This is a genomic window from Streptomyces sp. PA03-6a (assembly GCF_033792765.1).
Classification (GTDB): domain Bacteria; phylum Actinomycetota; class Actinomycetes; order Streptomycetales; family Streptomycetaceae; genus Actinacidiphila.
This window is the reverse complement of the sequence record NZ_JARAVK010000021.1, coordinates 30,254-54,576: the sequence shown is the minus strand read 5'-3', so window position 1 is coordinate 54,576 and position 24,323 is coordinate 30,254. Positions and strand designations below refer to the sequence as shown.

The window sequence follows — 24,323 nt, the reverse complement described above, 5'->3', positions numbered from 1 at the left end:
CCTGAGGCAGGGCTATTCGGGACAACACGTCACCTCCAGGAAGGGGCTCACAGCGCGCGGCAGACGCCGCCCGGAGAGGAAGCTGGCATGGACAGCAGCGAGCCCACAGCAATGATCACCCTGCGTTTCCCGGCATGCACATTCGGTAGCCGACCGGGTGACTCCTCGCAGCTCAGCGGGTTCCGGTCGTCACGCCACGGGGGCGTCGAAGTCGATCGGGTACCGGAACTGCCAGGCGTTCTTCTCGGGCTTCATCAGCTTGAACATCGTCGGCAGCAGCGCGTCGCGGATCACCCGCGCGACCGGGCCCGCGGCCTTGCGGGCGTTGGTGCGGGCGGTCTCCTTGATGATCCGCTCCACCCGGGGCCGGCGCAGTTCCTCGTAGCGGGCCAGCGCCTGAGGCAGGGGCAGGTCGCGCAGGCAGCGTGCGAGTTCGACGGAGCTCTCCGCGGCGAGCGAGGCGCCCTGGCCGGAGCTGGAGGAGGGCGCATGGGCGGCGTCCCCGGTGAGGACCATCCGGCCGCGGCTCCAGCGCACCGGCTGCGGCATGTTCTCCGTGCTGCCGGCGAAGAGCACGGCCTTAGGGTCGGTGGCCGCCAGCATCCTTCCGGCCGGGGTGGCGTCGCCTTCGCAGACCTCCGCCAGGTGTTCCAGCCAGTAGGCGCCGCCGCGCTCGCGCTGGTCGCTGACCGAGAGCGGCTGCGCCACGGGCAGGTTGATGAACCACAGGCCCGTACCGTCGGCGAAGACCTGCCAGGCGAAGAAGCAGCGCTTGCCGAAGGTCATGTGCATCGTGCCGTCGGTGGGCGCGACGCCGGCGTCGGCGACCATGGCGCCGAACCCGGCCGTGCCCGCGAACTGCGGTGCGGAGGCGGTCGGGTCGATCAGGCCGCGGACCGTGGAGCGCAGTCCGTCCGCGCCGATGAGCACGTCCGCGGTCGCCGTGCTGCCGTTCTCGAAGCGCGCGGTGACACCGTCGGCGTCCTCGCTCGCGTCGACGATGCGTCTGCCGTAGACGGTGGCCACGCCCCGCTCCTCGGCGGCCTCACGCAAGGTCCGGAACAGCTCCGCGCGGAACACGAAGCGCGTCGGATCGATACCGGGCAGCGTGCCGAACTCGGCCAGCTTCTTGCCGTTCCAGCTCTGCAGCACCATGCCGTTCATCTCGGTGCTGACCGCGCGGATCGCGTCGCCCACGCCGATCGCGTCGAACGCCTGGAATCCGTTCGGCGCCAGTCCCATGCCGCCGCCGGCCCCGTCCGCCGGGCCGTCGTACGCCTCGAAGACCGTCGCCTCGATGCCTGCCTGCCGGAGCGCCATCGCGGTAACGGGACCGGCGATGCCGCCGCCGATGACCAGAGCGGAGCGGACCTTGCCGTTCGTGGTGCCAGTCGAGTTCGTCATGACGTGATAGTTGCACTGCAACTAGTCTCTGGTCAACTAGTTCGGCCGTGGGTAGCATCGGGCCATGAGCACTGCGCCCCGGAGTTCCCCCCTCGCCCTGACCGTCCTGGCCCTGCTGCACTACAAGCCGCTGCATCCCTACGGCATCCAGCGGCTGCTCAAGGAATGGGGCAAGGACCAGGTCGTCAACGTCGGTCAGCGGGCCGGCCTGTACCGGACCATGGAGCGCCTGCTCGCCGCCGGGCTGATCGCCGTCCGCGAGACGGGCCGGGACGCGCAGTACCCGGAGCGCACCGTGTACGAGGTCACCGGGGCGGGCAGCGAGACGGCGCACCGCTGGCTCGACGAGATGCTCTCCACGCCGAAGCAGGAGTTCCCCGAGTTCCCCGCCGCGCTGTCGCTGATCATGATGCTGACGCCGGAGGCACTGCGGGATGCGCTCGGCCGCCGCGCCGAGGCCCTGGAGACGGCCCTCGCGCAGCACGACGCGGACCTCGCCCGGGAAGCGGACAGCGGGCTGCCGCGGATCGCGACGCTGGAGCTGGGGTACGTGCGCACGATGGCGGCGGCGGAGCTGGCGTGGGTCCGGGGCGTCCTGGCCGATTTCGCGGACGGACGCCTGGCCTGGTCACCCGAGGAACTGCTCGCACACGCGGGCGATGACGGGTGATCACCAGGCGGCCGTCTTCGCCGCGTCACTTACCGGCAGGGCCCGCGGTGCCGGGGTGCAGCAGCCCGCGCAGGACGTTGCCCTCCGTCGTCAGGTAGCTGGAGCCGTAGTCGAAGCGGCGTGCATCGGCGAACAGCAGGAAGTAGTACTTGGCGTTCTCGCTGAACCAGTACGCCGGGGTCAGGTCCCCGAGCTCCATCGGGGACGCCGTCACGTCCCGGACGACCGTGTAGCCGTTGCGGACCTTGCAGTAGCGCTCCTGGCGGCCGAACATCTCGCGGGCGCGTGCGCGGTACAGCTCCTTCCCGGTGGTGAGCCACAGGAGCAGGCAGGAGTTGGCGTACTCCGGGCGCAGCGGGTAGGACGGGTCGATCGCGCGCAGGGTCCGGTAGTCGAAGAGGTCCGGCGGCAGGCGGAAGGTGTCGAGCGCGGCCGTCCAGCTGTCGAGGTAGCTCTCGCCGCCGGCGAGGTGGCCGCTCTGGGCGAGCAGGCCGGCGTAGAAGGCGGTCAGCCCGGACTCGACGTGGCCGGCCGCGCGGCCCGTGGCCATCTGCGCCTGCCGGAACCACAGCCGCCCGGTGTCCCGGTCGGCGAGATACCGGAAGATCCCGGCGGTCAGCGTGGTGTACCAGGTGTGCAGCTCCTCGTCGCCGTACAGCGCCCAGCCGTGCCACAGACTCTCGTAGAAGGAGTCGACGGGCGGATCGAGGGTGGCGGTGGTACCGGTCCACGCCCCGGTCTCGACGTTCATGCTGGTGCCCACCAGGTCCAGCCGCGAGCGGCGTTCGCAGACCGCGCGCAGCGCCCGCTTGGCCGCACCGTAGTAGGAGCGGTCGCCGGTGAGCCGGGACAACTCCCCGAACTCGGTGATGCAGGTGCCGATCTCGGCGAGGTAGTTGACCCGGCCGCCCACCGCGCCGGTGGAGAGGTTGACGTAGCGGTAGGGAGCGCCCGTGGGCGACTTGACGAAGGCGGGCATCAGCCGGTCCGCGAGGTCGCGGGCCAGATCCAGCAGCACGGGTTCCCTGGTCGCCAGGTACCCCGACAGCAGCCCGCCGACCAGTCGGATGATCGACTCGAAGACCTGGACCGACACGTCCTGGTCGAGGACGAGTTCGTTGCGCACCCAATGGACGGCCGCGGCCAGGTCCTCGTCCAGTTCCATCAGGTACAGCGTGTCGAGCGCCTCGACGATCGTGAGGCCGAACGTGTGACCCCGGACGAAGAAGTCCGCACCGCAGCCACGCAGCGGCCGCAGCTCGTCACGGCCCCAGGCCAGCCGTCGGTAGGCGTCCCACGCCCTGCGGAACGAGGCGACGGCCTCCTCCCCCAGGTCCGCATACGGCTCGGGCGCCACGTCGGCCGCACCGGCCATGGGCACAGCCGGAACGGCAGCGACGGGCGTCAGGGCCGCCACGGCACCGAGCAGCCTGCGCCGTGACACTCCGCCAGGACCCATGAAAGTTCCCATAACCGCACAGATGCCCCAAATGCGCCATCCCCTTTCCCGGCCCTACGGGAGATCACCGCATTGACGGGACATCCTTGCCGATGACCGGCTCAAGCAGCGACGCCGACCCCGCACGCCTTCCGCGTCGAGGCCGTGGTCAGGACCGGTCCGCCACGGCGGCGGCGAAACGCGCCACGAGCGCCGCAACCGCGGCACGCAGCTCCTCCCCGCCCTCGACGCGGAAGGCGAACGGCACCCTCGCCAGCCATTCCTGCGCGTACATGTCCGGGTTGCGGGTGCTGCCGACCAGCACGCATCCCTCCCCCGAGGGCTCCAGCCGCCCCATGGGCGGCCGGATCCACGGGGCCACCTCGGCCAGGGGCGCGTCGAACACCACGCGGGTCGAGAACTCCCACCCCAGACCCAGGTTCTCCTCGAGCGCCGCCACCGGGTCGAGGCCCTCGGGCGGCTCGAAGCGGTGCCCGGTCGGCCGGACCGCACGGATCCGGTCGAGCCGGTAGGTGCGGATCGCGTCCGCACGATGGGAGTGGCACAGCACGTACCAGCGCCCGTAGCGGACGACGATGGACCAGGGATCCACCTCCGCCTCCCACTCGTTGCCGGCCTCGCTGCGGTAGGTGACCGACACGCGCCGCCGGGCCGCGACGGCGTCGACGAGTTCGCTGGTGATGGCCGGATCGGGGCGCGTCGCGTACGGGTCCGCCGCGGCCGACGCGTACTCCCGCAGCAGCGCAGCCTGTTGGCCGACGCTCTCCGGAAGCGCCTTGACGACCTTGCCCAGGGCGGCGCCGACCAGGTCGTCGGTGCCGGCTGCGGCCGGCTGGGCGCTGAGCACCGCCATCACCAGGCCGAGGGCCTCGGACTGAGTGAAGTGCACCGGGGGCAGCCTCGTCCCGCGCCCCAGCCGGTACCCGCCATGCGGCCCGCGGGCCGACTCCACGGTGATGCCTGCCTCCCGGAGGATCCCGACGTACCGGCGCGCGGCGCGCTCGGTGACGCCCAGCCGCACGGCGAGTTCGCCGGCCGTCGTACCGGGGCGGGTCTGGAGGATCTCCAGGGCGCGCAGCGCCCGCGCGGTGGGGCTGAGATCGTTCGGCACGGGAGCAGGTTAGCCCGGATGAACCGGCAGTGGATCGTCCGGATCTCCTCCTACGGTGGCGTCCACGAAGTTGGAGAAGGGAAACCGACCATGGACATCCTGCTCATCGGCGGCCTGTGGCTGAACGGATCCGTGTGGGGCCGCGTCGCGTCCGCGCTGGAATCGCTCGGCCACCGCCCGGTGCCGCTCACCCTCCCGGGCCAGGGGGACGGCTCCGTGTCCGCCACGCTCGACGACCAGTTGGCGACGGTGCTCGCCGCGGTGGACGCGGCACCCGGCAAGCCCCTGGTGGTGGGGCACTCCGCCGCCTCCACGCTGGCCTGGCTGGCTGCCGACCGGCGGCCGGGGCGGGTCGCCAAGGTCGCCCTCATCGGCGGTTTCCCGACCGCCGGCGGTCAGCCGTACGCGGACTTCTTCGAGGTGACGGACGGCGTCATGCCCTTCCCCGGCTGGGGCCCCTTCGAGGGGCCGGACGCCGCCGACCTCGACGACGGCGCCAGGCGAGACCTGGCGTCCGCCGCGATCCCGGTGCCCGCAGGTGTGTCCAAGGCACTGGTGCGACTGACGGACGAACGGAGGTTCGACGTCCCGGTCGTGCTCGTATGCCCGGAGTTCACGCCCGCGCAGGCGCAGGAGTGGATCAACGCCGGTGACATCCCGGAGCTCGCCCGGACCAAGCACGTCGACTTCGCCGACATCGACTCGGGCCACTGGCCCATGATCACCCAGCCCGCAGAACTGGCCCGGATCCTGGCCGAGGCAGCCGACACGGCCTGACGAGGGGTCCACCGGGCCCGGACCCAGACCGGCAGAGATCATCCAGAGCGCGGTGGCCAAGGGCAACCCGCCTGCCTGCGGCCCGAACTCATACGCCTTCGCGGCGGGCGCGCACGCCCCCGGCTCCCTGCAGGGGGTGGAGCCGGGCGGGCAGGTGCTCGATCGGCAGGTCGGGGTGCCAGGTGGTCAGGCACTGGGCACTGGGAACGAACAGGCCGTTCGGGAGCCGGTCGAGCGGCCACCACCGCCAGTCGCCCACGCTCTCGCCGGGTTGGTCGGCCGGCTCGCCGTCCCATGCGGTGATCACCGCGGCGACGGTCGCCCGCAGCGTGCCCTGGGCCTCGTCCAGGAGCAGGCCGAGCAGTTCGACGTCCTCCTCGCGTACGGTGCAGCCGGTTTCCTCGTTCACCTCACGGGCGGCCGTACCGGCCAGGGACTCCCCCCTTTCCACCGAACCCCCGGGCAGCTCCCACGTACCCCGACGGTGCCGGCCCAGCAGAAGACCACGGGGGCCGTGGAGGATCGCCCCGACGCCGAGGGCCGTGTTCGGCGGCGGCGGGCCGGTGGTGCGGGGGCGGCTGGTGACCCGGGTGCGCCGACGTACGCGGTACAGCCGGCAGGACGTCGGGACGCCCGCTTCCGGCGCGTCCAGGACCTCGATCCGCTCGACGACGAAGCCGTGTTCCTCCAGCAGGTCCCGCCACAACTCCGGCGTCAGGACCCACATCTGCACCGTCAGCCGCCCGCCGCCCGCCAGGGGCAGGATCTGCGGGCGGGCCGTGACGGTGTCCGAGGGGCCTTGGCCGTCGGAGTCGGTGTGCAGGACCGAGAACACCAGCCTGCCGCCCGGTGCCAGCGCGTCCGCGACGGCGGGCAGCAGCCGGCGCGGGTCGACGTACGCGAAACCGTGGACGGAGTAGATCACCTCGTACGGATCCGCCCGCCGCAGATGCTCGACCGCGTCGGCCAGGATCAGGCGCAATCCCGGCACGGCCGAGTAACGCGCAGCGGCGCGCTCGTACTGGGTGGGCGAGGCTTCGACGGCGTCGACGTCGGCACCGTGCGCACGGACCAGGTGGGCGGCATGCCTGGCCAGGCCCGATCCGAGGTCCGCGACCCGCCGGCCACGCAGGTCGCCCAGGGCCTCCACGCCGTGTTCGTCCGGCCAGAAGCCCCAGGAGATGTCGTCCGCGTCGGGGACGTCGGTGCCCCTGGCCACGTGGTGGGCTCCGTAGGCGGTCCAGGCGTCGGCGTTCGTCACTTCCGCAGGGTCCACAGTGCTGCCCTCCCCACGGTGCGGCCGCGCCGTCCATGACGGCCATTCGACACCACACCATGCGCCGCCGTCGATGAGCGTGCGTGCACTGACACCCGACGATCCGTCAGAGCGCCTTCGCCGTGGCATCGCAGACATCCGACCTCATCGCATCATGGACCTTGAAGTTCGAGCCGAAGGTGGGGAAATCGCGGACTAAAACTCCATAAGATCAACAGCGACGAGGGCAAAGGTCGGGTTAATTTGGCATCGGCCGTTGACATGGGCGAAACAACTTGATTATTTATGAATACTTTTCGTGGGCTGCTGCGACCCTGGAAGGGAACCCTTGCCGTGTCCGCTTCTTCCCGACGTGACTTCCTCCGCCTGGCCGGCGCCACCAGTGGTGCTCTCGCCCTGTCGAGCGGCCTCTACCCGTTCGCCGCACATGCCGCTCCCGCCCGTCCGACCAGCGTGGACATCGTCCCGGAGGGGAAGGCCACGTCGCTCTGGTACCGCACGCCCGCCAACGAGGCGCGCATCATCCAGGAGGCACTGCCCGTCGGCAACGGCCGGCTGGGCGCGCTGGTCGGTGGTGATCCGGCGGACGACTTCCTCTACCTGACCGACGGCGCGTTCTGGACCGGCGGCACCAACGACACCCTGACCGACGACGGCCAACTGCCGTACGGGCCGGACGACTTCGGCAGCTTCGGCCTCCTGGCCAAGCTCCGGATCGCACTGCCCGGCCACTCCGGCAAGGCGGTGAGCAAGTACCGTCGCCGGCTCGACCTTAGCAACGGCGTGGTCTCCGCGGAGTACCTGCACGAGGGCAACCTCCACCGCCGCGAGGTGTACGCCAGCCATCCGGACGACGTGGTCGTCGTCCGGCTCAGCGGCGGGCCGCACACCGGTACGGTCTCGCTGGCCGGCACGCACGGCGAGACCACCGCGGGCGGCAGCGGGCACGTGTCGTTCGCCGGGACGCTGAAGAACGGTCTGCGCTACGCGGCGGCGGTGACCGCGGTCAGTGCGTCGGGCCGGGTCGGCGTGGAGGGCGACAAGCTGTCCTTCGCCGGGTGCCGGGAGCTGCTGATCGTGGTGTGCGGCGGCACCGACTACTCCCCCGACGCCGCGAAGAAGTTCCGCGAGCCCGGCACCGATCCCCTCGCGGTGGCCCGCGCCAAGATCGCCGCCGCGGCGAAGGTGTCCGGCAACGAGCTGCTCAAGACCCATGTGTCCGACTACCACCGGCTCTACAACCGGTTCAGCATCGACCTGGGCGAGTCGTCGGCGCTGCAGCGGTCCCTGGACTCCTGGTCGCGCATCGCCGTGCGGTACACCGACGCGACGACGCCGGACCCGGAACTGGAAGCCGCCTACGTCCAGTACGGCCGCTACCTGACCATCACCGGCTCCCGCGACTGGCTGCCGATGAACCTGCAGGGCATCTGGGTGCACAACAACAATCCGGACTGGTACGCCGATTACCACACCGACATCAACGTCCAGATGAACTACTGGCTGGCCGACCCGGCCGGCCTGGGCGAGAACGCGTACGCCCTCGCCCGGTACTGCGTGTCCCAGCTGCCGGTCTGGACCGACGTCACCAAGCGGCTGTTCAACGACGAACGCAACCGGTTCCGCAACAGCACGGGCAAGATCGCCGGCTGGGCGGTCGCGTTCTCCACCAACATCCACGGCGGCAGCGGCTGGGCCTGGCACCCCTCCGGCAACGCCTGGCTGTGCAACTCCCTGTGGCGGCACTACGAGTACAGCCAGGACCGCGCCTACCTGGAGCTGATCTACCCCGTACTGAAGGGGGCCGCGGAGTTCTGGCAGGCGCGCCTGATCAGCACCACGGTCACCGGGACGGACGGCACGTCCCAGCAGGTCCTGATCGACGACACCTCCTGGTCGCCGGAGCACGGTCCGGACGGGAAGGGCAACACCTACGGGCAGGAACTGGCGTGGGAGCTCTTCGAGGAGTTCAAGACCGCCTCCCGCGTGCTCCACCGGGACACCGAGCTGGCCGCCGAGCTCGGCGCGATGCAGGCCAAGCTCTACCTGCCCCGGGTCAGCCCGAAGACCGGCTGGCTCGAGGAATGGATGACCCCCGACAACCTCGGCGAGGTCACGCACCGGCACCTGTCGCCGCTGATCGGCTTCTACCCGGGCGACCGGATAGCCGCCGACACCAGCCCGGCGGAGCTGCTCGAAGGGGTCCGTGCGCTGCTCACCGCCCGCGGCATGGACAGCTTCGGCTGGGCGTGCGCGTGGCGGTCGTTGTGCTGGTCCCGGCTGAAGGACGCGGAGAAGGCCTACCAGCTGTACCTGACGGTCCTGCGGCCGTCCATCACCAATGGCAACGGCACCTCGGCCAACTGGTTCGACATGTACAGCCAGGGCAGCTACACGATCTTCCAGATCGACGCGAACCTGGGCGGTGCCACCGCCGCGCTGGAGATGATCCTCTACTCACGGCCCGGCGTCATCGAGCTGCTGCCCGCACTCCCCCAGGCCTGGGCGGCCAAGGGTTCCGTGACCGGCGTCGGCGCCCGCGGCGGCTTCGAGGTGGACCTGTCCTGGCGCAACGGCAAGGTGACCGAGGCGACCATCCGCAGCACCGGCGGGACCGCCACCGAGCTGCGCGCCGGCGACTTCCGCAAGCAGCTCACCCTCAAGCCCGGCAAGTCCGTGACGGTACGCATCCCCTAGCCACGGTCTTCGTGACGGCCCGCCGGTTCCTCCGGCGGGCCGTTGCGCATTCCCGTTCCGCGGCCGCATCCGCAGACCGCCGGGACGTCCGGCTCGGCCGTCCCGGCGGACGGCGAAAAAGCAAAGGCAAGGAGACGTCTCTCCTTGCCACTCTCAAGGTATAGCGCACCAGGGGGCTTGCGGCAAGGCCCCGGGGGTGGCGCACAATCGTCGGCCGAGGCCACAACCTGCGGAAATGAGGGCACGACGTGCAGTACGTGATCGATCTGCCAGAGGTCGACGAAACGCAGGTCACGGTCGTCGGCGGCAAGGGCGCGCACCTGGGCGGGCTGTCGCGGATCGAAGGCATCCGCGTGCCGGCCGGCTTCTGCGTGACGACGGACGCCTTCCGGCGGATCATGGCGGAGGCGCCGTCGATCGGCGAGCGGCTCGATGAGCTGTCGCGCCTGGACCCGGACGACCGCGAGGCGATCCGCACGCTCAGCGCACGGATCCGCCGGACCATCGAAGGGATCGTCATCCCTGGCGATCTCGCGGCGGCGATCACCCACCCGCTCGCCCGGCTCGGCGAGCAGGCCGCCTACGCCGTCCGGTCCAGCGCGACGGCGGAGGACCTGCCGACGGCCTCCTTCGCCGGCCAGCAGGACACCTACCTGAACGTCGTGGGGCCGGTGGCGATCCTCCGGCACGTCAGCCGGTGCTGGGCCTCGCTGTTCACCGAGCGGGCCGTGACCTACCGCCAGCGCAACGGCATCGACCACCGTACGGTCCACATGGCCGTGGTCGTGCAGCAGATGGTCTTCCCGCACGCGTCCGGCATCCTGTTCACGGCCGACCCCGTCACGGGCAACCGGAAGCTCGCCACCGTGGACGCCGGCTTCGGCCTCGGCGAGGCCCTGGTCTCCGGCCTGGTGAACCCGGACGTCTACACGGTGCGGGACGGCGAAGTCGTCACCAAGGCGATCGCCGCCAAGCAACGTGCGGTTCGCGCCCTGCCGGCCGGCGGCACGCAGGAGGTGGCGATCGACGCGCAGCGGCAGGAGCAGCCGGCGTTGACGGATGCGCAGGTCGTACGGCTCGTGCAGCTCGGGCGGCGGATCGAAGGGCACTTCGGCCGCCCGCAGGACATCGAATGGTGCCTGGTCGACGACGCCTTCCAGATCGTCCAGAGCCGGCCGATCACGACGTTGTTCCCCATCCCCGAGGCCGGGGACGAGGAGAACCACGTCTACGTCTCCGTCGGCCATCAGCAGATGATGACCGACCCCATGAAGCCCCTGGGGCTGTCCATGTGGCAGCTGACGGCCATGGCGCCCATGCACGCGGCCGGAGGGAGGCTGTTCGTCGACGCCACCCGGCGCCTGGCCTCGCCCGCGAGTCGCGCCGCCCTGCTGGACGTCATGGGGAAGGGCGATCCGCTGGTCAGGGACGCCCTGGAGACCGTCCTCGACCGCGGCGACTTCGTCCCGTCGCTCCCGGACGCGGGTCCCGGCGGGCCCCCGTTCGGCGCTGCGCCGGCTCCGATCGAGACCGATCCGGCCATCGTCACCGAGCTGATCGAGCGCAGCGAGGCGTCCATCGCGGCCCTGGAGCGCGACATCCAGGCGAAGACCGGCCCGGCGTTGTTCGCCTTCCTGCTGGAGGCCTTCGAGGAGCACAAGCGGGCCCTCGGTGATCCGCTGAACATGCAGGCGATCATGGCGGGGATGGAGGCCACCTGGTGGCTCAACGACAAGCTGCAGGAGTGGCTGGACGAGAAGAACGCGGCTGACACGCTCACGCTGTCCGCCCCCGACAACATCACGTCGGAGATGGGACTGGCGCTGCTCGACGTCGCGGACGTGATCCGCCCGCATGCCGAGGTGGTGGCGTTCCTCCAGGGCGTCCAGGACGAGGGCTTCCTGGACGAGCTGCCGAAACTCGCGGGCGGGACCGAGGCGCGCGACGCCATCGAGGGCTACCTCGACCGGTACGGCATGCGCTGCGTCGCCGAGATCGACATCACGAGGCCGCGTTGGCGCGAGCGCCCCACCGCGCTCGTGCCCGTGATCCTCGACAACGTCAGGAACTTCGAGCCGGGCGCCGCCCAGCGGCGCTTCGAGGAAGGCCGGCAGAAGGCGCAGGAGAAGGAACAGGAGGTGCTGTCACGCCTGCGGGCCCTGCCGGACGGGGACCGCAAGGCCGACGAGACCAAGCGGATGATCGACCGGGTCAGGACCTTCATCGGGTACCGGGAGTACCCGAAGTACGGCATCGTCAGCCGCTACTTCGTCTACAAGCAGGCCCTGCGGGAGGAGGCCGAGCGCCTCGTGCGGGCCGGCGTGCTCGCCGAGAAGGAGGACGTCTTCTACCTCACGTTCCAGGAATTCCACGACGTGGTGCGGTCGCACCAGGTGGACGACCGGCTCATCCAGCAGCGCAAGGACGCCTTCCGGTCGTACCAGGCGCTCACACCGCCCCGGGTCCTCACATCGGACGGCGAGGCCCTCACCGGGGCGTACCGGCGCGACGACGTGCCGGCCGGCGCCCTGATCGGCCTCCCGGTCTCCGCCGGGACCGTCGAGGGACGGGCCCGCGTCATCCTCGACATCGCGGAGGCCGATCTCGAGGCGGGCGACATCCTGGTCACAACCTTCACGGACCCCAGTTGGTCGCCGCTGTTCGTCGCCATCGCGGGCCTGGTGACCGAGGTGGGCGGTCTGATGACACATGGCGCGGTGATCGCCCGGGAGTACGGCCTGCCGGCCGTCGTGGGCGTGGACCAGGCCACCCGGCGGATCCGGGACGGGCAGCGGATCCGTGTGCACGGAACCGACGGGTACGTCGAGATCCTGCCCTGACGGAGCGGGGGTGCGCCGGGATTCCGGCGCACCCCCCTCACACATCTCGGCGTCACGCGGCGCCGTGCGGGGTCAGGAGCCGGGCGAGCCAGTCGGTGCGGGTCCGGCGGGCCGTGGCCGAGATGCGCGCCTGCGGGTACAGGGCGTCGAAGCCGTGGAAACCGCCTGCCCAGACGTGGAGTTCGGCCTGTCCGCCGGCCGCCCAGATCCGGGTGGCGTAGTCGGTGTCCTCGTCGCGGAAGACTTCGGCGGAGCCGGTGTCGACGTAGGTGGCCGGCAGGCTGGAGAGGTCGTCGGCCAGTGCGGGCGAGACGTACGGGGACACCTCGTCGTCGGTGCGGTCGCCGAGGACCGCGCGCCATGCGAACGCGTTCATCTCACGGGTCCAGACGCCGGGGCCGCCGGAGTACTGGCGGCTGGAGACGGTGGTGTTGCGGTGGTCGAGCATGGGGCAGATCAGCATCTGGGCGGCGATGGCGGGGGTGCCGAGGTCGCGGGCCATCAGGGTGACTCCGGCCGCGAGCCCGCCGCCCGCGCTGGCGCCGGCGACGACGATCCGGGCGGGGTCGATGCCCAGTTCCTCCGCGTGTTCGGAAATCCAGAGCAGCCCCTGGTAGCAGTCCTCGACGAGGGTGGTGCCGGTGGCCTCGGGGGCGAGCCGGTAGTCCACGGAGGCGACGACCGCGCCGAAGGTGTCGAGCCACTCCAGCGGGATGTCGACCTGTGAGAACCGGTCGCCCATGACCATCCCACCGCCGTGCAGCCAGAAGATGCAGGGTGCGGCCGTGCTGCGATCGGGGCTCGCGGAGCTGAACACCGACATGGGGAGGGGCGTACCGTCCTCGGCCGGCACGGTGAACTCACGCCGGTCGACCCGACGGTGGGCGGTGAGGGAGTCGACGGGCGGCGACGGCATCCGGCGCAGTTGCGCGAGCACCTCCGGGCTGAGCCGGGACATCAGCGGCATGTCGGCCAGGAGGTCCAGCAGTTCGGGGTCCAGGGCGGGTCGCGGCGTGGTCGTGGAGGTGGTCGCGGGCATGCTCGTGGTCATGGTCGTGGGCCTTTCGTGGGGTGGTGACGGACGCGGCGGCGTTCCGGCTTCAGAAGGCGGCCTTGCCGCGGACCGGGACGTAGTCGGTGTACGCGGGCTCATCGGCCAGCAGTCCGCCGATCCGCGCCACGATGGCCTGCGCGGCCTCGCCGGCGAAGATCCGGTGGTGGTCCTCCTCGCTCGTCCACCCCTCGGTGACGTGGACGACGTCGGGATCGGACGCGGAACGGGAGACGAGGTAGACGACGCAGTGTTCGCTCGCCCCGGGGCTGCCCTCGTTCAGCCCGGTCAGCAGCAGGTCCACCAACTGGTCGCCCGTTCCGGGCCTGGCGGTCAGGGTGGCGTTGAAGCCGTACTGCGCGATCATGGATTCCTTCTTCCCGGTGATGGAGTGGGGTGACTCCATTCAACCGAGCTGACCTGCGTAAACGTTAGAACGATGCTCGCTCGTCCTTGCACGTTCCTCTCAGACGGGGGAGCTGCCGTACGCAAGGGTGCTGCAATGGGCGCATGCCCTTCGAAGAGTTCCGCACCCTGCTGGCCCGGCACGCCCGCCCCGACTCGGCCACGGACATCGACGGCGTCCTGGTCTCGAGGGTGGACCGGACGGATCCGCCGGCGCCCTCGATGTCCGGCACGGTGCTCGCCGTCATCGCCCAGGGCGCCAAACGCCTCGCGCTGGGCGACCGGGTCTACGAGTACGGACCCGGGCAGTACCTGGTCGCATCCGTCGACCTGCCCGTGACCGGGCAGTTCACCCAGGCGGACCCCGGCCGGCCCGCGTTGGGGTTCGGGCTCACGCTGGAACCGTCCGCCGTCGCGGAATTGCTGTTGCAGGCCGGCCCGGGCGACATCCCCCGGGCCGGCGGGGGCGCTCCGTCAGGTATCGCCGTCAGCGACGCCCCGGCGGCGCTGCTGGACGCGGTGGTCCGGCTGTTGCGCCTGCTCGACGAGCCCCGCGACCGCGCCGTGCTGGCCCCGCTGGTCAAGCGCGAGATCCTTTGGCGGCTGATCACCGGTGAGCAGGGTGCGGCGGTGCGCCAGCTCGGCCTGGCCGACAGCGGCCTGAGCCACGTCTCCCGGGCCGTGCGCTGGATTCGCGAGCACTATGCCGAGCCCTTCCGGGTCGAGGACGTGGCACGTCGCTCCGGCATGAGCGTCTCCGCCTTCTACCGCAACTTCCAGGCGGTGACGGCGATGAGCCCCATCCAGTTCCAGAAGCAGATCCGACTGCAGGAGGCACGGCTGCTGCTCGCCACCCACCCGGGCGACGTCACCGGAGTCGGCCAACGCGTCGGGTACGACAACCTCTCGCAGTTCAGCCGCGAGTACCGCCGCCAGTTCGGCGCTCCCCCGAGCCGGGACGCCGCCCGCATGCGGAACACCGCGCAGACCCCGTAGGCACCCAAGGGAGCGGGAGCGAGGGCCCGTTGGGGCCGAAGTCGGAATCGGGGCCTTTCCGCCGCCCGTACCCACGGTGGCGTTTCCGCTGCCCTCCTCCGTGGGCGGCCCTCACGCCGCGCGCATCACCAGGATGGGTGATATCCGCTCCTGTCCCCGGATCCGGGGAGCCGGCCGTTCGTCGCGTGAATGGGGTAATCGGCGCCGTGCGCGCGCGATCGCGCGAAACATTCATTGACGCATCACCGAGCGGCCGATGAGACTCCATTTCCGGTAAAGAATGTGCAAGGGGCAACTATGAAGTCGTTCGTGCATAGAGGACAGATCACGAAAGTGGTCTTCGGCAGCGGAACGCGCAAGGGGCTCGCCGACGAGGTCAGGGCGCTGGGGCGCGGCCGGGCCCTCGTGCTGTGCACCCCCGGCCAGACCGACCAGGCCCGGGAGGTGAGCGAGCTCCTCGGCCCGCTCGCCGCCGGGGTGTTCGACCAGGCGGCCGCGCACACGCCCGTGCCCGTCACCGGGAAGGCGGTCGACGCGGCCCGCGCGGCCGGCGCGGACTGCCTGGTCGCCGTGGGCGGCGGCTCGACCATCGGCCTCGGCAAGGCCGTCGCGCTGCGCACCGGGCTGCCGCAGCTCGCCCTTCCCACCACCTACGCGGGTTCGGAGATGACCCCGATCCTGGGCGAGACCCAGGGCGGTGTGAAGACCACCCGGCGGCTGCCGGAGATCCTGCTCGACACGGTCGTGTACGACGTCGACCTCACCATGACGCTGCCCCCGCACGTCGCCGCGGTCAGCGGACTCAACGCCATGGCGCACGCCGTGGAGGCCCTGTACGCCCAGGACGGCGACCCGCTCGCCTTCCTCACCGCCGGTGAGGCCCTGGACGCCCTGGCCGCGGCCTTGCCGGCGCTCCTTCGGGATCCAGCGGACACCGAGGCGCGCGCCGCCGCGCTGTACGGGGCGTGGCTGGCGGGGACCTGCCTGGGCACCGTCGGCATGGCCCTGCACCACAAGGTGTGCCATGTCCTGGGCGGCTCCTTCGAGCTGCCGCACGCGGAGACCCACGCCGTCGTGCTGCCCCACGTCATCGCGTACAACGCCCCGGCGGCCGAGGCGGCCGTGGCCCGGATCGGCCGGGCGCTGCCCGGCGCCGGCCTCGATCCCGCGACGGCGGTCTTCGACTTCGCGGGCGGCATCGGCGCGCCCCGGGCGCTGCGTGACCTCGGCATGCCCGAGTCGGGCATCGGCGAGGCCGCCGACCTGATCGTCCGGGACGGCTACTGGAACCCGCGCCCGGTACGGCGGGACGCCGTACGCGACCTCCTCCAAAGGGCCTGGGCGGGCGAACCGCCCCACCGGGCCGCCGACGACCATTCCTCCGACCCGACGGGAGCCCGTCATGCGTGACCTCACCGATTCCACCATCACCGAGGCCGTCGTCGCCACGGTCCGCGACGCGAAGGACGACCGCCTCGCCGAGATCCTCGAGTGCCTGGTCCGGCACGCGCACGACTTCGTCCGTGAGACCGGTCTGACCGAGCAGGAATGGGCGCGCGGCGTGGACTTCCTCACGCGTACGGGGCAGAAGTGCACCCCCACGCGGCAGGAGTTCATCCTGCTGTCCGACGTGCTGGGGATCACGATGCTGGTCGACGCGCTCGGCAACCGGCGGGCGGAGGGATCGACGCAGAACAGTGTGCTCGGTCCCTTCTTCCGCGACGACCGCCCGCAGGCGGCCGACGGCGCCGACATCTCCGAGGGGCTGCCGGGCACGCCCTTGTTCTTCGAGGGACTGGTGACCGACGACCACGGCGCGCCGGTCGCCAACGCCGGGATAGACGTATGGCACAGCGACGCGGACGGCCACTACGACGTGGACGTCCCCGGCCTGTCCGACCCGGCCATGCGCGCCCTGCTGCGCACCGACGGCGAAGGGCGCTTCCGCTTCCGCTCGATCCGCCCGTCCAGCTACCCCATCCCCGACGGCGGTCCGGTGGGCGAGATGATGCGGGCCACCGGCCGGTCCGTGATGCGGCCGGCGCATCTGCACGTCATGATCGCCGCCGAGGGGTTCCAGCGCGTGACCACGATGCTGTTCCCCTCAGACGACCTGTACCTCGACCAGGACCCGGTCTTCGGCGTCAAGCAGTCGCTGGTGACGCAGTACGCGAGCCACCCGGCCGGCACCGGTCCCTACGGCACGCGGACCGACCAGCCGTACACCCTGCTCCGTCACACCTTCGTGCTCGAGCCGGGACGGTCGGCTCATGACCCCCGGCCTTCCTGACGGGCGGCGCCCGGCCCTGCCGGACCTGCCGGCGCACGTCGTGCCCCGGCCGCGGGTGACCCGCCGCGTCCTTCAGGCGCTGGCGGGTCACCCCGTGCTGGTCGTCGCGGCCTCCGCCGGGGCGGGAAAGACCACCGCGGTGCTCCAGGCGGCACGGGCCCTGCCGGGCCCGGCAGCCTGGATCCCCCTGGGCGGGCTCCCCGCCGGGGACGGCGCCGGTGAGGTGCTCCGCGGCCGTCTGACGGAGGCCGTGTCCGCCGGCGGCGCGGGGCCGCCCGTGCTCGTGGTCGACGGGCTGGAACACGTCGCAGGCCGGGCCACGGCCGAGGAGGCGCTCACCGCGCTCGTCGTGGAACCGCCGCGGGGGCTGCGGCTGGTGCTCGTCACGCGCACGGATCCGCCCCAGGGCATCGGAGGGCTCGCAGACGTCCATCGCGTGGCGTTCCTCGACGACACCGACCTCGCCTTCGACGTCTCCGAGGCGGCCCGTGCCCTGCGACCCACCGGGCAGGACGGCCAGGCGCAGTTGCGGGTGCGGGCCACCGGGGGCTGGGTCACCGGGGTCCTGCACGACTGGTGGGCCACGGACCCGGCGGCCGCGGCGGGCAGGCTCGACCTGCTCTCCGCCGACCTGCTGGGGCAACTCACCGAGGACGAGACGGCGCTGCTCGTGGCCACCAGCGTGCTGGACGAGGTGACCGCCGAGTCCGCCAACGCGCTGGGGCTGTACGGACCGGACCGGGTCATGGCCTCCCTGCGCCACCGCCGGCTGCCGCTGACCTGGTCCCGTGACGGCACCCGCATGCGGGTGCTGCCACGGTTCCGTCAGTACCTGCGCAAACGCGCCGACGCCATGGAGGACGGCGCCCGGCGCGAGCTGAGACGCCGGCACGCCGCGTTGCTGGAGACGGCGGGCCGTCACGAGGACGCCGTCACCGAACTGCTGATGGCCGGGGAGTCGGCGGCGGCCCGGCGCGCCGCAGAACAGGTCCTGCCCGGCATCCTGGACCGGCTGGACCTGACCACGGCCGAGAGCTGGCTGGACCGGATGCGGCCGGTGCCCGGGCCGCCCGCCCCGGGGCTCGCGTCCGCCGCGCTGCGCGTCGCGTTCGGCCGTGAGCAGTGCTGGCGCGGGCTGCGGCTGGCCGACCACCACGGACGGTCCTGGTGGGGCCGGCTGCCCGAACAGCCCGGCGGCAGCGAGGACCTGGCGCTGCTGGTGTGGTGCTTCTGGCACGCGGGCAGGCTCGACGAGGCCCGGCGGATGCTGCAGGTGATGCCCCCCGGCCGCCACCGCGACATCGCCGCCTCGCTGATGTCGCTGGCGGACGGCGGCCCCCTCACCCCGCTCCCGGACCTGCGGGCCGACGCCGCGGGCCCGGTCGAGGTCATGCTGATGCGGATCGCCTACATGGGCGGACGGCTCGCCGAGCTCCAGGACGATCCCGCGCCGCCCGGTGCCTGGCGCCGGGCGACCGGCGCCCCGTGGACCGTCGCCGCGCTCCGCGCGACCGGCCGCATCTCCCAGGCCGGCGAGATGTACGCGTCCCTCGGGGACGGACCCCGGCCGGTGTGGCTGACCGCCATCGACGACGTGGAGCTGATGGCCGACCTCGGACGGCGCGAGGAGGCCTGGGCCGCGCTGGCGGCCGGACGCCCGGCCATCGCCGCGACCGGCTCACGCGTGTACGGGATCCTCAGCCTGCTGCTGGAGGCCAAACTGGCGCTGCGGCTCGACCGCGACCTGGCGCGGGCCGCCCGGGCGCTGACCGCGGCCGGCCTTCGGGGCAGCGCCCGCTACGCCTTCACCCGGGAACTGTCCGGCACGTGGCACGGCCTGCAACTGCTCCTGGCGGGCCGGGACCAGGAGGCGGCCCGCCGGCTGGCCGACGCCGTCGCCGCCATGACCGCGGGCGACCTGCTACTGGAACTGCCCACCGCGGCCGTCTACTTGAGCGAGGCGATGTGGCGCGCCGGTGACGTGGAGGCCGCGGACGCCGCGGCCGACCTGGCCCTGGGGGTGTCCGCCGCCCAGGGCGGCCGCCATCTGCTGCTGCAGGCGCTGGACGACATGCCGGCGGTGGCCGTGCGCAGGGCCGACGCCGAGCCCTCGCACTCCTCGCCCTGGCACGAGCTGGTGGCGGCGCGGTCCTCCGGCCCGGCGCTCAGCGCCCCCGCCGCACCGCGGCTGGTCCTCGAGGAGTTCGGGGCGGTCCGGTTGTCCGCGGACGGGCGGGAGGTCCACCCGCGCCTGGCCAAGAGCACCGAACTGCTGGCGTTCCTGCTGGCCAGGCCCGCCGCGACCGCGCGGCGCCCGATGCTACTGAGCGCCTTGTTCCCCGGCCGGAGCGACGCCGCGGGGCGCAGTTACCTGCGGCAGGCGGTGTACCGGCTGCGGGAGGTGCTGCCGGAAGGGCTGGCGCTCCTGCAGGACGGTGACGTCTACCGGCTGACGCCCGAGGCGTCCGCGGCGGGCTCCTCGGGCACCTTCCGGCGGCTGCTGGCCGAGGCCGGCAGGCAGGACGGCGAGCACCGGCTCCACACCCTCCTGCAGGCGCTGCGGACCGCGGGGCGCGGCTCGTACTTCGAGGGCGTGTCCACGCCGTGGCTGGACGCCCGGCGCGAGGAACTGGCGGCCGCGCTCATCCAGGCGCAGGTCGACGCCGGCGCCGTCGCCCTGCGCCTGGGCCGGATCCGTGAGACGCGGGAGCTGGCGGGAGCGGCGCTGGAACGTGATCCGTACCGCGAGCAGGCCTGGCGGCTGGCGCTGGCCGGCGCCGAGGCGGCCGGGGACGACGACGAACTCATCGAGCTGTACCGGGGTTACCTGCGGGCCATGGCCGATCTCGGCGTGCGCCCGTCGGAAGAGATGAGACGCCTGGTCGAGCGGCTGCGCCGATGAGCCGTGAACCCCCGGCCACAGTGCGGTTTCCCTCCTATTAACAGGCGGCGGCGCACAGTTCACCACGTCCACCAGGGCTCGGCACACTCCTTCCCGGAGGTCTCCCATGACTGAAACCCTCGACATGACCGTCGCCTTCCGCGCCACGATGGGACGCCTGGCCACCGGGGTCAGCGTCATCACCACCCGGACCGCAAGCGCCCCCGTGGGCATGACGGCCAGTGCGGTCTCCGCACTGTCGCTGGACCCGCTGCAGCTGATCGTGTGCATCGGCAACCACCTGTTCACCCGCACCGCGATCGCCGAGCACGGCCGGTTCGCCGTCAACGTCCTGGGCGAGGACTGCGAACACCTGGCCCGTACCTTCTCCGCTCCGGTGAAGGACCGCTTCGCGGGCGTGAACGTCGACGAGGACCACGGCGTGCCGGTGCTCAAGGACGCGATCGCCACGATGGTCTGCGACGTCTCCCAGGCGCTGCCCGGCGGCGACCACACCATCTTCGTCGGCGACGTCCGGCACTTCGAGCACAAGGCGCAGGCCCGTCCGCTGCTGTACTTCGCGGGCGGCTTCGGCGTCCTGAGCTAGGCCCTTTCGTCACAGTCCCCCCGGTGCCCGGTGCCGTGTCGTGCCCGCCGGGCACCGGGGACCCCTACGGCCCGGTGGGAGGCTCCTTGAACACCATTGCCGAGTACAAGCTCCACCCGCCCGCGCGGCCACGGCGGTTCGTGCCGCGGCCGCGGCTGCTGCGTCGTCTGGACGCCGCGGTGGAGCCCGTGGTCGTCGTCTCGGCGCCGCCGGGCGCCGGGAAGAGCGTGCTGCTCGCCGACTGGGCCCGCGCCCTCCGGGCCCGTGGCGGCCAGGTGGCGTGGCTGGAGCTGGACGCGTACGACAACACCCCGGCGCGGCTGTGGGCCGGGATCCTCACGGCGCTGAGCCGGTTCCGGCCGGGGCTGCCCACTCCTCCGCCCGCCGGGGCATGGACCCTGGAGGTCTGGGTCGAGGACCTGCTGCCGCGCATCCTGGCGGCGCCGGCGGGCGGATCGCCGCTCACCCTGGTGCTGGACGGGGTGGAGTGGCTCACCGACCAGGCGGCCCTGCGCTGCCTGGGGGACTTCCTGACCGCGCTTCCCGCGGGCATGCGGGCCGTGCTGGCCACCCGCCACCTCCCCGGGGCGCCGGTGCCGGCGCTGCGCGCCCGGGGGCTCGCCGCCGACCTCGCGGCGGACGAGCTGCGCTTCACCCCCGAGGAGGCGGCCGCCCTGCTGGCATGCGGCTCCGGCGGCCCGGTGGACGAGCGCAGGGTGCGCGAGCTGCACCACCTGACCGAGGGATGGGCGGCGGGCCTGTGCATGCTGGGGCGCACGCGCGCCGGGTACGCGGCCGGTGTCCGTCAAGGCGGGCATGCCGTCGACGGCGCCCGCGCGGTCGCCGACTACCTCGGCACCGAGGTCCTGGACCGGCTCACCACCGAGCAGCGCGCCTTCCTGCTGCGCACCAGCGTCCTGGACGAGCTGAGCCCGGAGTCCTGTCGTGCCGTCACGGGCAGCGACCGCGCCGGAGTGCTGCTGCGCGACCTCGCGCGGACCGTACAGCTGCTCGTGCCCTCGGGTACGGCACCGGGGGCCTACCGGCACCACCCGGCGTTGCGCGCGCTGCTGGCCGGGGTCCTGGCCACCGAGCAGCCAGGTGGGGCCGCGGCACTGCACCACGCGGCCGGGCACTGGTACGGCGAGCGGCGTCGGACGACGCCCGCCGTACGGCACTTCGTGGCGGCCGGCGACACCCCCGGCGCGCTGACGGCGGTCCTTCAGGCCTGGGAGGAGACCTTGGCCGCGGGCCGGACCGCGGACGTCGCTCGGTGGCTGCACATGCTGCCGGCTCGCGCCGTCCGCGCCGACGCCCGGCTGTGTGTCGTGGCGGCGATGACGGCGCTGTGCGAGGGCGATCCCGAGGCGGCGGAGCGGTGGCTCGACGTGGCGAAGGCCCGGCCGTGCGGGCCGGGCACCGTGGGGGAAGGGGGAACGGTGACGCAGGCGGCGGCCGTTGCCCAGGCTCTCGTCCGCTGCTTGCGGGGGGAGAGCGCCGCTCAGGTCCGGCTCGACGGGGCGGCTGTCCGCCGTCCCCCCGCGCTGACCGCCTGGCGGGCGCTGGCTAGCGTCGCCCAGGGCACCGCGCTGCTGTGGCAGGGGCGTACGCAGGAGGCGGACGCCCGGCTGGCCGAGGCGGTCCGCGACGCGCACGGCGCCCGGCACTCGCTGGTCCTGGTCCGCGCCCTGGGCTCGCGGGCCCTGTGCGCGTATCTGGACGGGAACCGGGAACGGGCGCGCACCTTGGTGGAACAGGCTCTGGACACGGCCCGTGCCGAGGGTCTGAACGGCCACTTCGCCGCGGCGCCCGCCCATCTGTGCCATGCGGGACTGCTGTTGGAGGACCTCGCCCGTACCGAGGCCGCCGAGGCCCTGTCCGGCGCGGCGCGGGCGATGACGGCGACCGTCCACGGCGGCGAGCCGCACTTGTGGGCGCTGGCCGGTGTCGTCGCCTCGGGTCTGCCGCGCGGCGTTCGCGGCGCCGTCCCCGTGTCCGTGCCCGAGGATGACGGTGCCGTTCCGGAGGTGCTGGGCGGTCTGCTCGCGCGCCTTGGCACGGCACGGCCCGAGCCAGCAGCATCAGGTGCAGCGCCGCGAGCGCAGGACCTGTCCCCCGGGGAACGCCGGATCCTGCGCGCCTTGTGCGGTCCGCTGACGCTTCGGGAGATCGCCGCCGAGCTGCACGTGTCCCGCAACACCGTGAAGACCCAGGTCAGTTCCCTGTTCCGGAAGCTCGACGCGCACAGCCGCAGCGGCGCAGTGGCCCGGGCCCGGGAGTGCGGCGTGCTGCATCCCGGGCCCGGCACCCCCTACGAGGCGTCCTGCCGGCGGGCGTAGTCCGCCTGGGCCGTGTACGCGGTGTCCTTCTCCTTGGCGGGACCGTCGATGCCGCACACCTTCCGGGCGAGGTCGGCGATGGGCCCGCTCGGGGACAGCTCGGCGCGCTTCATGGTGAGCGTGCGGATCGCCAGCAGCGGCGTGCCGTTGAAGTTCTCGAAGGTGCTGATGCGGTCGCCCCAGTCGGACAGGAACAGGTCGCGGATCACCCGGCTGATCTTCAGCCGGTCGTGCGGCCTGCCGACCGGGCCGGTCTGCAGTGCCTCCAGCCAGGGCCGAAGCTCCGGGCGCTGCCACTGTCCCTCGGTGGGGAAGATCAGCGAGGCGCGCCCGGCCAGGTCGATCACCTCGTTGACCATGCGGGCGATGTTCTCCAGGTAGTACGCCCTGCCGTAGTCGAACATCAGGACGTTCGGCTTGTACAGGCCGCCCGGGGTGGTGAAGCCCTCGTCCTCGCAGGCGAGCACATGGGCCTTCAGCGTCTGGTGGAACCCGGCGAACTGCGAGATGCGCGCCTGCACCGGGGGCAGCTGGTAGGTACCGATGTGCTCGGTGACCAGCAGGGTCAGTCCGAGCATCAGCTCGGCGCGCACCATCTGCCGCACCAGCGCCTGGTAGTGCAGCCAGTCGAAGACGCGCTGCGGGTACAGCGCGGCGTGCTGGGGGTTGCCGATGTGGAACACCCGGTCCCAGGGGATCAGCACGTCCTCGAAGAGGATGACGCTGTCGAGCTCGTCGCCCTGCGAGGCGAGCGGGTGCTCGACGTCCTCGCCGTCGCGGACGTTGCTCTCCCGGCAGATAATGGTGACGCCGGGCGCGTTGGGCGGGACCGCGCCGAAGATGACCTGATCCGGCTGGATGCCCGGGCGGTAGAACACGCCGATGTGGATCCAGTCGCCGAAGGCCGCGCCCGTGCCGATGGCCTTGACGCCCCGTACGGTGATGCCCTCGTCGGAGGTGGCCACGACCTTCAGCGCGGGCGATTCCGCCTGCGCGGACTCCCGGGAACGGTCGGTCTGCGGGTCCACGAACGCCGGCGTGGTGTTGAGGTCGCCGTCCCGCGCCTGCCGCCAGAAGTCGAGGATCCCCGCGGTGAGGTCCCGGCCGTCGGTCCCCACCGCCTGGCTGCTCCAGGGCTCGGGGTCGTCGACGTAGGTGAGCAGGACGTAGTTGTTGACGTCGGGGGTGCGCGGGGTGGCGCCGCCGCCCAGCTCGTGCAGCACGGTCTCGATGTAGCGCCGCTTGCGCTTGAGGTCGTCCTTGCTGCGGTGCTGGAACCACGTCATGGACCGGCGGACACCGTCCTCGTCCACGAACGTCATGACGTCCTGGAGGTCCGGGCGGTGGTGCAGGTCGTAGAACTCGGCGATCCGCCGGGCGTACGCCCTGGTCTTCGGGTGCGTGGCCACGTTGTCGACGAGCTCGTCGCCCACCCACACCTTCCGGCCGTCGTCGAGTGCCGCCAGGTATTCCTTGCCTGTACGCACGTCGTGCTCCTTTCCGGGACACGGGATCTGGAC

Annotated in this window: 17 protein-coding genes; 10 read left to right on the top strand and 7 right to left on the bottom strand. The window is 72.2% G+C overall.

Translation table 11 applies throughout. From position 1 onward, the window contains the following. Window positions 1-189 precede the first annotated feature (189 nt). On the bottom strand, window positions 190-1,404 hold the full coding sequence (locus PV350_RS08130; RefSeq protein WP_500333247.1) for an FAD-dependent oxidoreductase: 1,215 nt from the start codon (window positions 1,402-1,404) through the stop codon (window positions 190-192). Between the two features lie 64 nt (window positions 1,405-1,468). Between PV350_RS08130 and PV350_RS08125 the strand changes: the two genes are divergently transcribed. Further along, a complete protein-coding gene (locus PV350_RS08125; RefSeq protein WP_499508910.1) occupies window positions 1,469-2,074 on the top strand; it encodes a PadR family transcriptional regulator in 606 nt (201 codons plus the stop codon). A gap of 25 nt (window positions 2,075-2,099) precedes the next feature. Here PV350_RS08125 and PV350_RS08120 read toward each other — a convergent pair whose 3' ends face one another. Beyond that, window positions 2,100-3,533 carry a glycoside hydrolase family 47 protein gene (locus PV350_RS08120; RefSeq protein ID WP_500333246.1) on the bottom strand — a complete coding sequence of 478 codons (1,434 nt, stop codon included), beginning with the start codon at window positions 3,531-3,533 and terminating at the stop codon, window positions 2,100-2,102. Between the two features lie 148 nt (window positions 3,534-3,681). Beyond that, a complete protein-coding gene (locus tag PV350_RS08115; protein ID WP_500333245.1) occupies window positions 3,682-4,644 on the bottom strand; it encodes a helix-turn-helix transcriptional regulator in 963 nt (320 codons plus the stop codon). Window positions 4,645-4,734: 90 nt separating this feature from the next. On the opposite strand from PV350_RS08115, the gene PV350_RS08110 reads away from it, so the two are divergent. Beyond that, window positions 4,735-5,421 (top strand): alpha/beta fold hydrolase, encoded by a 687-nt coding sequence (locus PV350_RS08110; RefSeq protein ID WP_499508913.1) that lies wholly within the window; start codon window positions 4,735-4,737, stop codon window positions 5,419-5,421. 88 nt (window positions 5,422-5,509) lie between these two features. On the opposite strand, the gene PV350_RS08105 is transcribed toward PV350_RS08110, so the two are convergent. Further along, on the bottom strand, window positions 5,510-6,682 hold the full coding sequence (locus tag PV350_RS08105; RefSeq protein WP_500333244.1) for a bifunctional class I SAM-dependent methyltransferase/NUDIX hydrolase: 1,173 nt from the start codon (window positions 6,680-6,682) through the stop codon (window positions 5,510-5,512). A 348-nt stretch (window positions 6,683-7,030) separates the two neighbouring features. On the opposite strand from PV350_RS08105, the gene PV350_RS08100 reads away from it, so the two are divergent. After that, window positions 7,031-9,394 carry a glycosyl hydrolase family 95 catalytic domain-containing protein gene (locus PV350_RS08100; RefSeq protein ID WP_500333243.1) on the top strand — a complete coding sequence of 788 codons (2,364 nt, stop codon included), beginning with the start codon at window positions 7,031-7,033 and terminating at the stop codon, window positions 9,392-9,394. 248 nt (window positions 9,395-9,642) lie between these two features. Beyond that, window positions 9,643-12,234 (top strand): rifamycin-inactivating phosphotransferase, encoded by a 2,592-nt coding sequence (rph, locus tag PV350_RS08095; protein ID WP_500333242.1) that lies wholly within the window; start codon window positions 9,643-9,645, stop codon window positions 12,232-12,234. Between the two features lie 52 nt (window positions 12,235-12,286). Here the strand turns inward: rph and PV350_RS08090 are convergent, their stop codons facing one another. Continuing rightward, window positions 12,287-13,285 carry an alpha/beta hydrolase gene (locus PV350_RS08090; protein WP_500333241.1) on the bottom strand — a complete coding sequence of 333 codons (999 nt, stop codon included), beginning with the start codon at window positions 13,283-13,285 and terminating at the stop codon, window positions 12,287-12,289. 49 nt (window positions 13,286-13,334) lie between these two features. Next, the gene (locus PV350_RS08085; protein WP_499508918.1) at window positions 13,335-13,652 is read right to left on the bottom strand and encodes a putative quinol monooxygenase; all 318 of its coding nucleotides are present in this window, start codon (window positions 13,650-13,652) and stop codon (window positions 13,335-13,337) included. A 143-nt stretch (window positions 13,653-13,795) separates the two neighbouring features. Between PV350_RS08085 and PV350_RS08080 the strand changes: the two genes are divergently transcribed. The 6 genes from PV350_RS08080 (at window position 13,796) to PV350_RS08055 (ending at window position 22,803) form a co-directional block, all read left to right on the top strand. Further along, complete coding sequence (locus tag PV350_RS08080) at window positions 13,796-14,686, top strand: AraC family transcriptional regulator (RefSeq protein WP_500333240.1); 891 nt, start codon at window positions 13,796-13,798, stop codon at window positions 14,684-14,686. Between the two features lie 297 nt (window positions 14,687-14,983). Next, window positions 14,984-16,096, top strand: coding sequence for a maleylacetate reductase (locus PV350_RS08075; protein ID WP_499508920.1), 1,113 nt, complete (start codon window positions 14,984-14,986; stop codon window positions 16,094-16,096). Beyond that, a complete protein-coding gene (locus PV350_RS08070; RefSeq protein ID WP_500333239.1) occupies window positions 16,089-16,976 on the top strand; it encodes a dioxygenase family protein in 888 nt (295 codons plus the stop codon). Before PV350_RS08075 ends, PV350_RS08070 begins: the two co-directional genes overlap by 8 nt. Continuing rightward, window positions 16,957-19,878: an AfsR/SARP family transcriptional regulator gene (locus PV350_RS08065; protein ID WP_500333238.1), complete on the top strand. Its 2,922-nt coding sequence runs from the start codon at window positions 16,957-16,959 to the stop codon at window positions 19,876-19,878. The genes PV350_RS08070 and PV350_RS08065 overlap by 20 nt, the downstream gene beginning before the upstream one ends. 106 nt (window positions 19,879-19,984) lie before the next feature. Beyond that, on the top strand, window positions 19,985-20,464 hold the full coding sequence (locus PV350_RS08060; RefSeq protein ID WP_499508923.1) for a flavin reductase family protein: 480 nt from the start codon (window positions 19,985-19,987) through the stop codon (window positions 20,462-20,464). A gap of 86 nt (window positions 20,465-20,550) precedes the next feature. Then, the gene (locus PV350_RS08055; protein WP_500333237.1) at window positions 20,551-22,803 is read left to right on the top strand and encodes a winged helix-turn-helix domain-containing protein; all 2,253 of its coding nucleotides are present in this window, start codon (window positions 20,551-20,553) and stop codon (window positions 22,801-22,803) included. Here PV350_RS08055 and PV350_RS08050 read toward each other — a convergent pair. Further along, window positions 22,776-24,290 (bottom strand): 4-hydroxyphenylacetate 3-hydroxylase family protein, encoded by a 1,515-nt coding sequence (locus PV350_RS08050; RefSeq protein ID WP_499508925.1) that lies wholly within the window; start codon window positions 24,288-24,290, stop codon window positions 22,776-22,778. The two genes, PV350_RS08055 and PV350_RS08050, sit on opposite strands and share 28 nt — an antisense overlap. Window positions 24,291-24,323 lie beyond the last annotated feature (33 nt).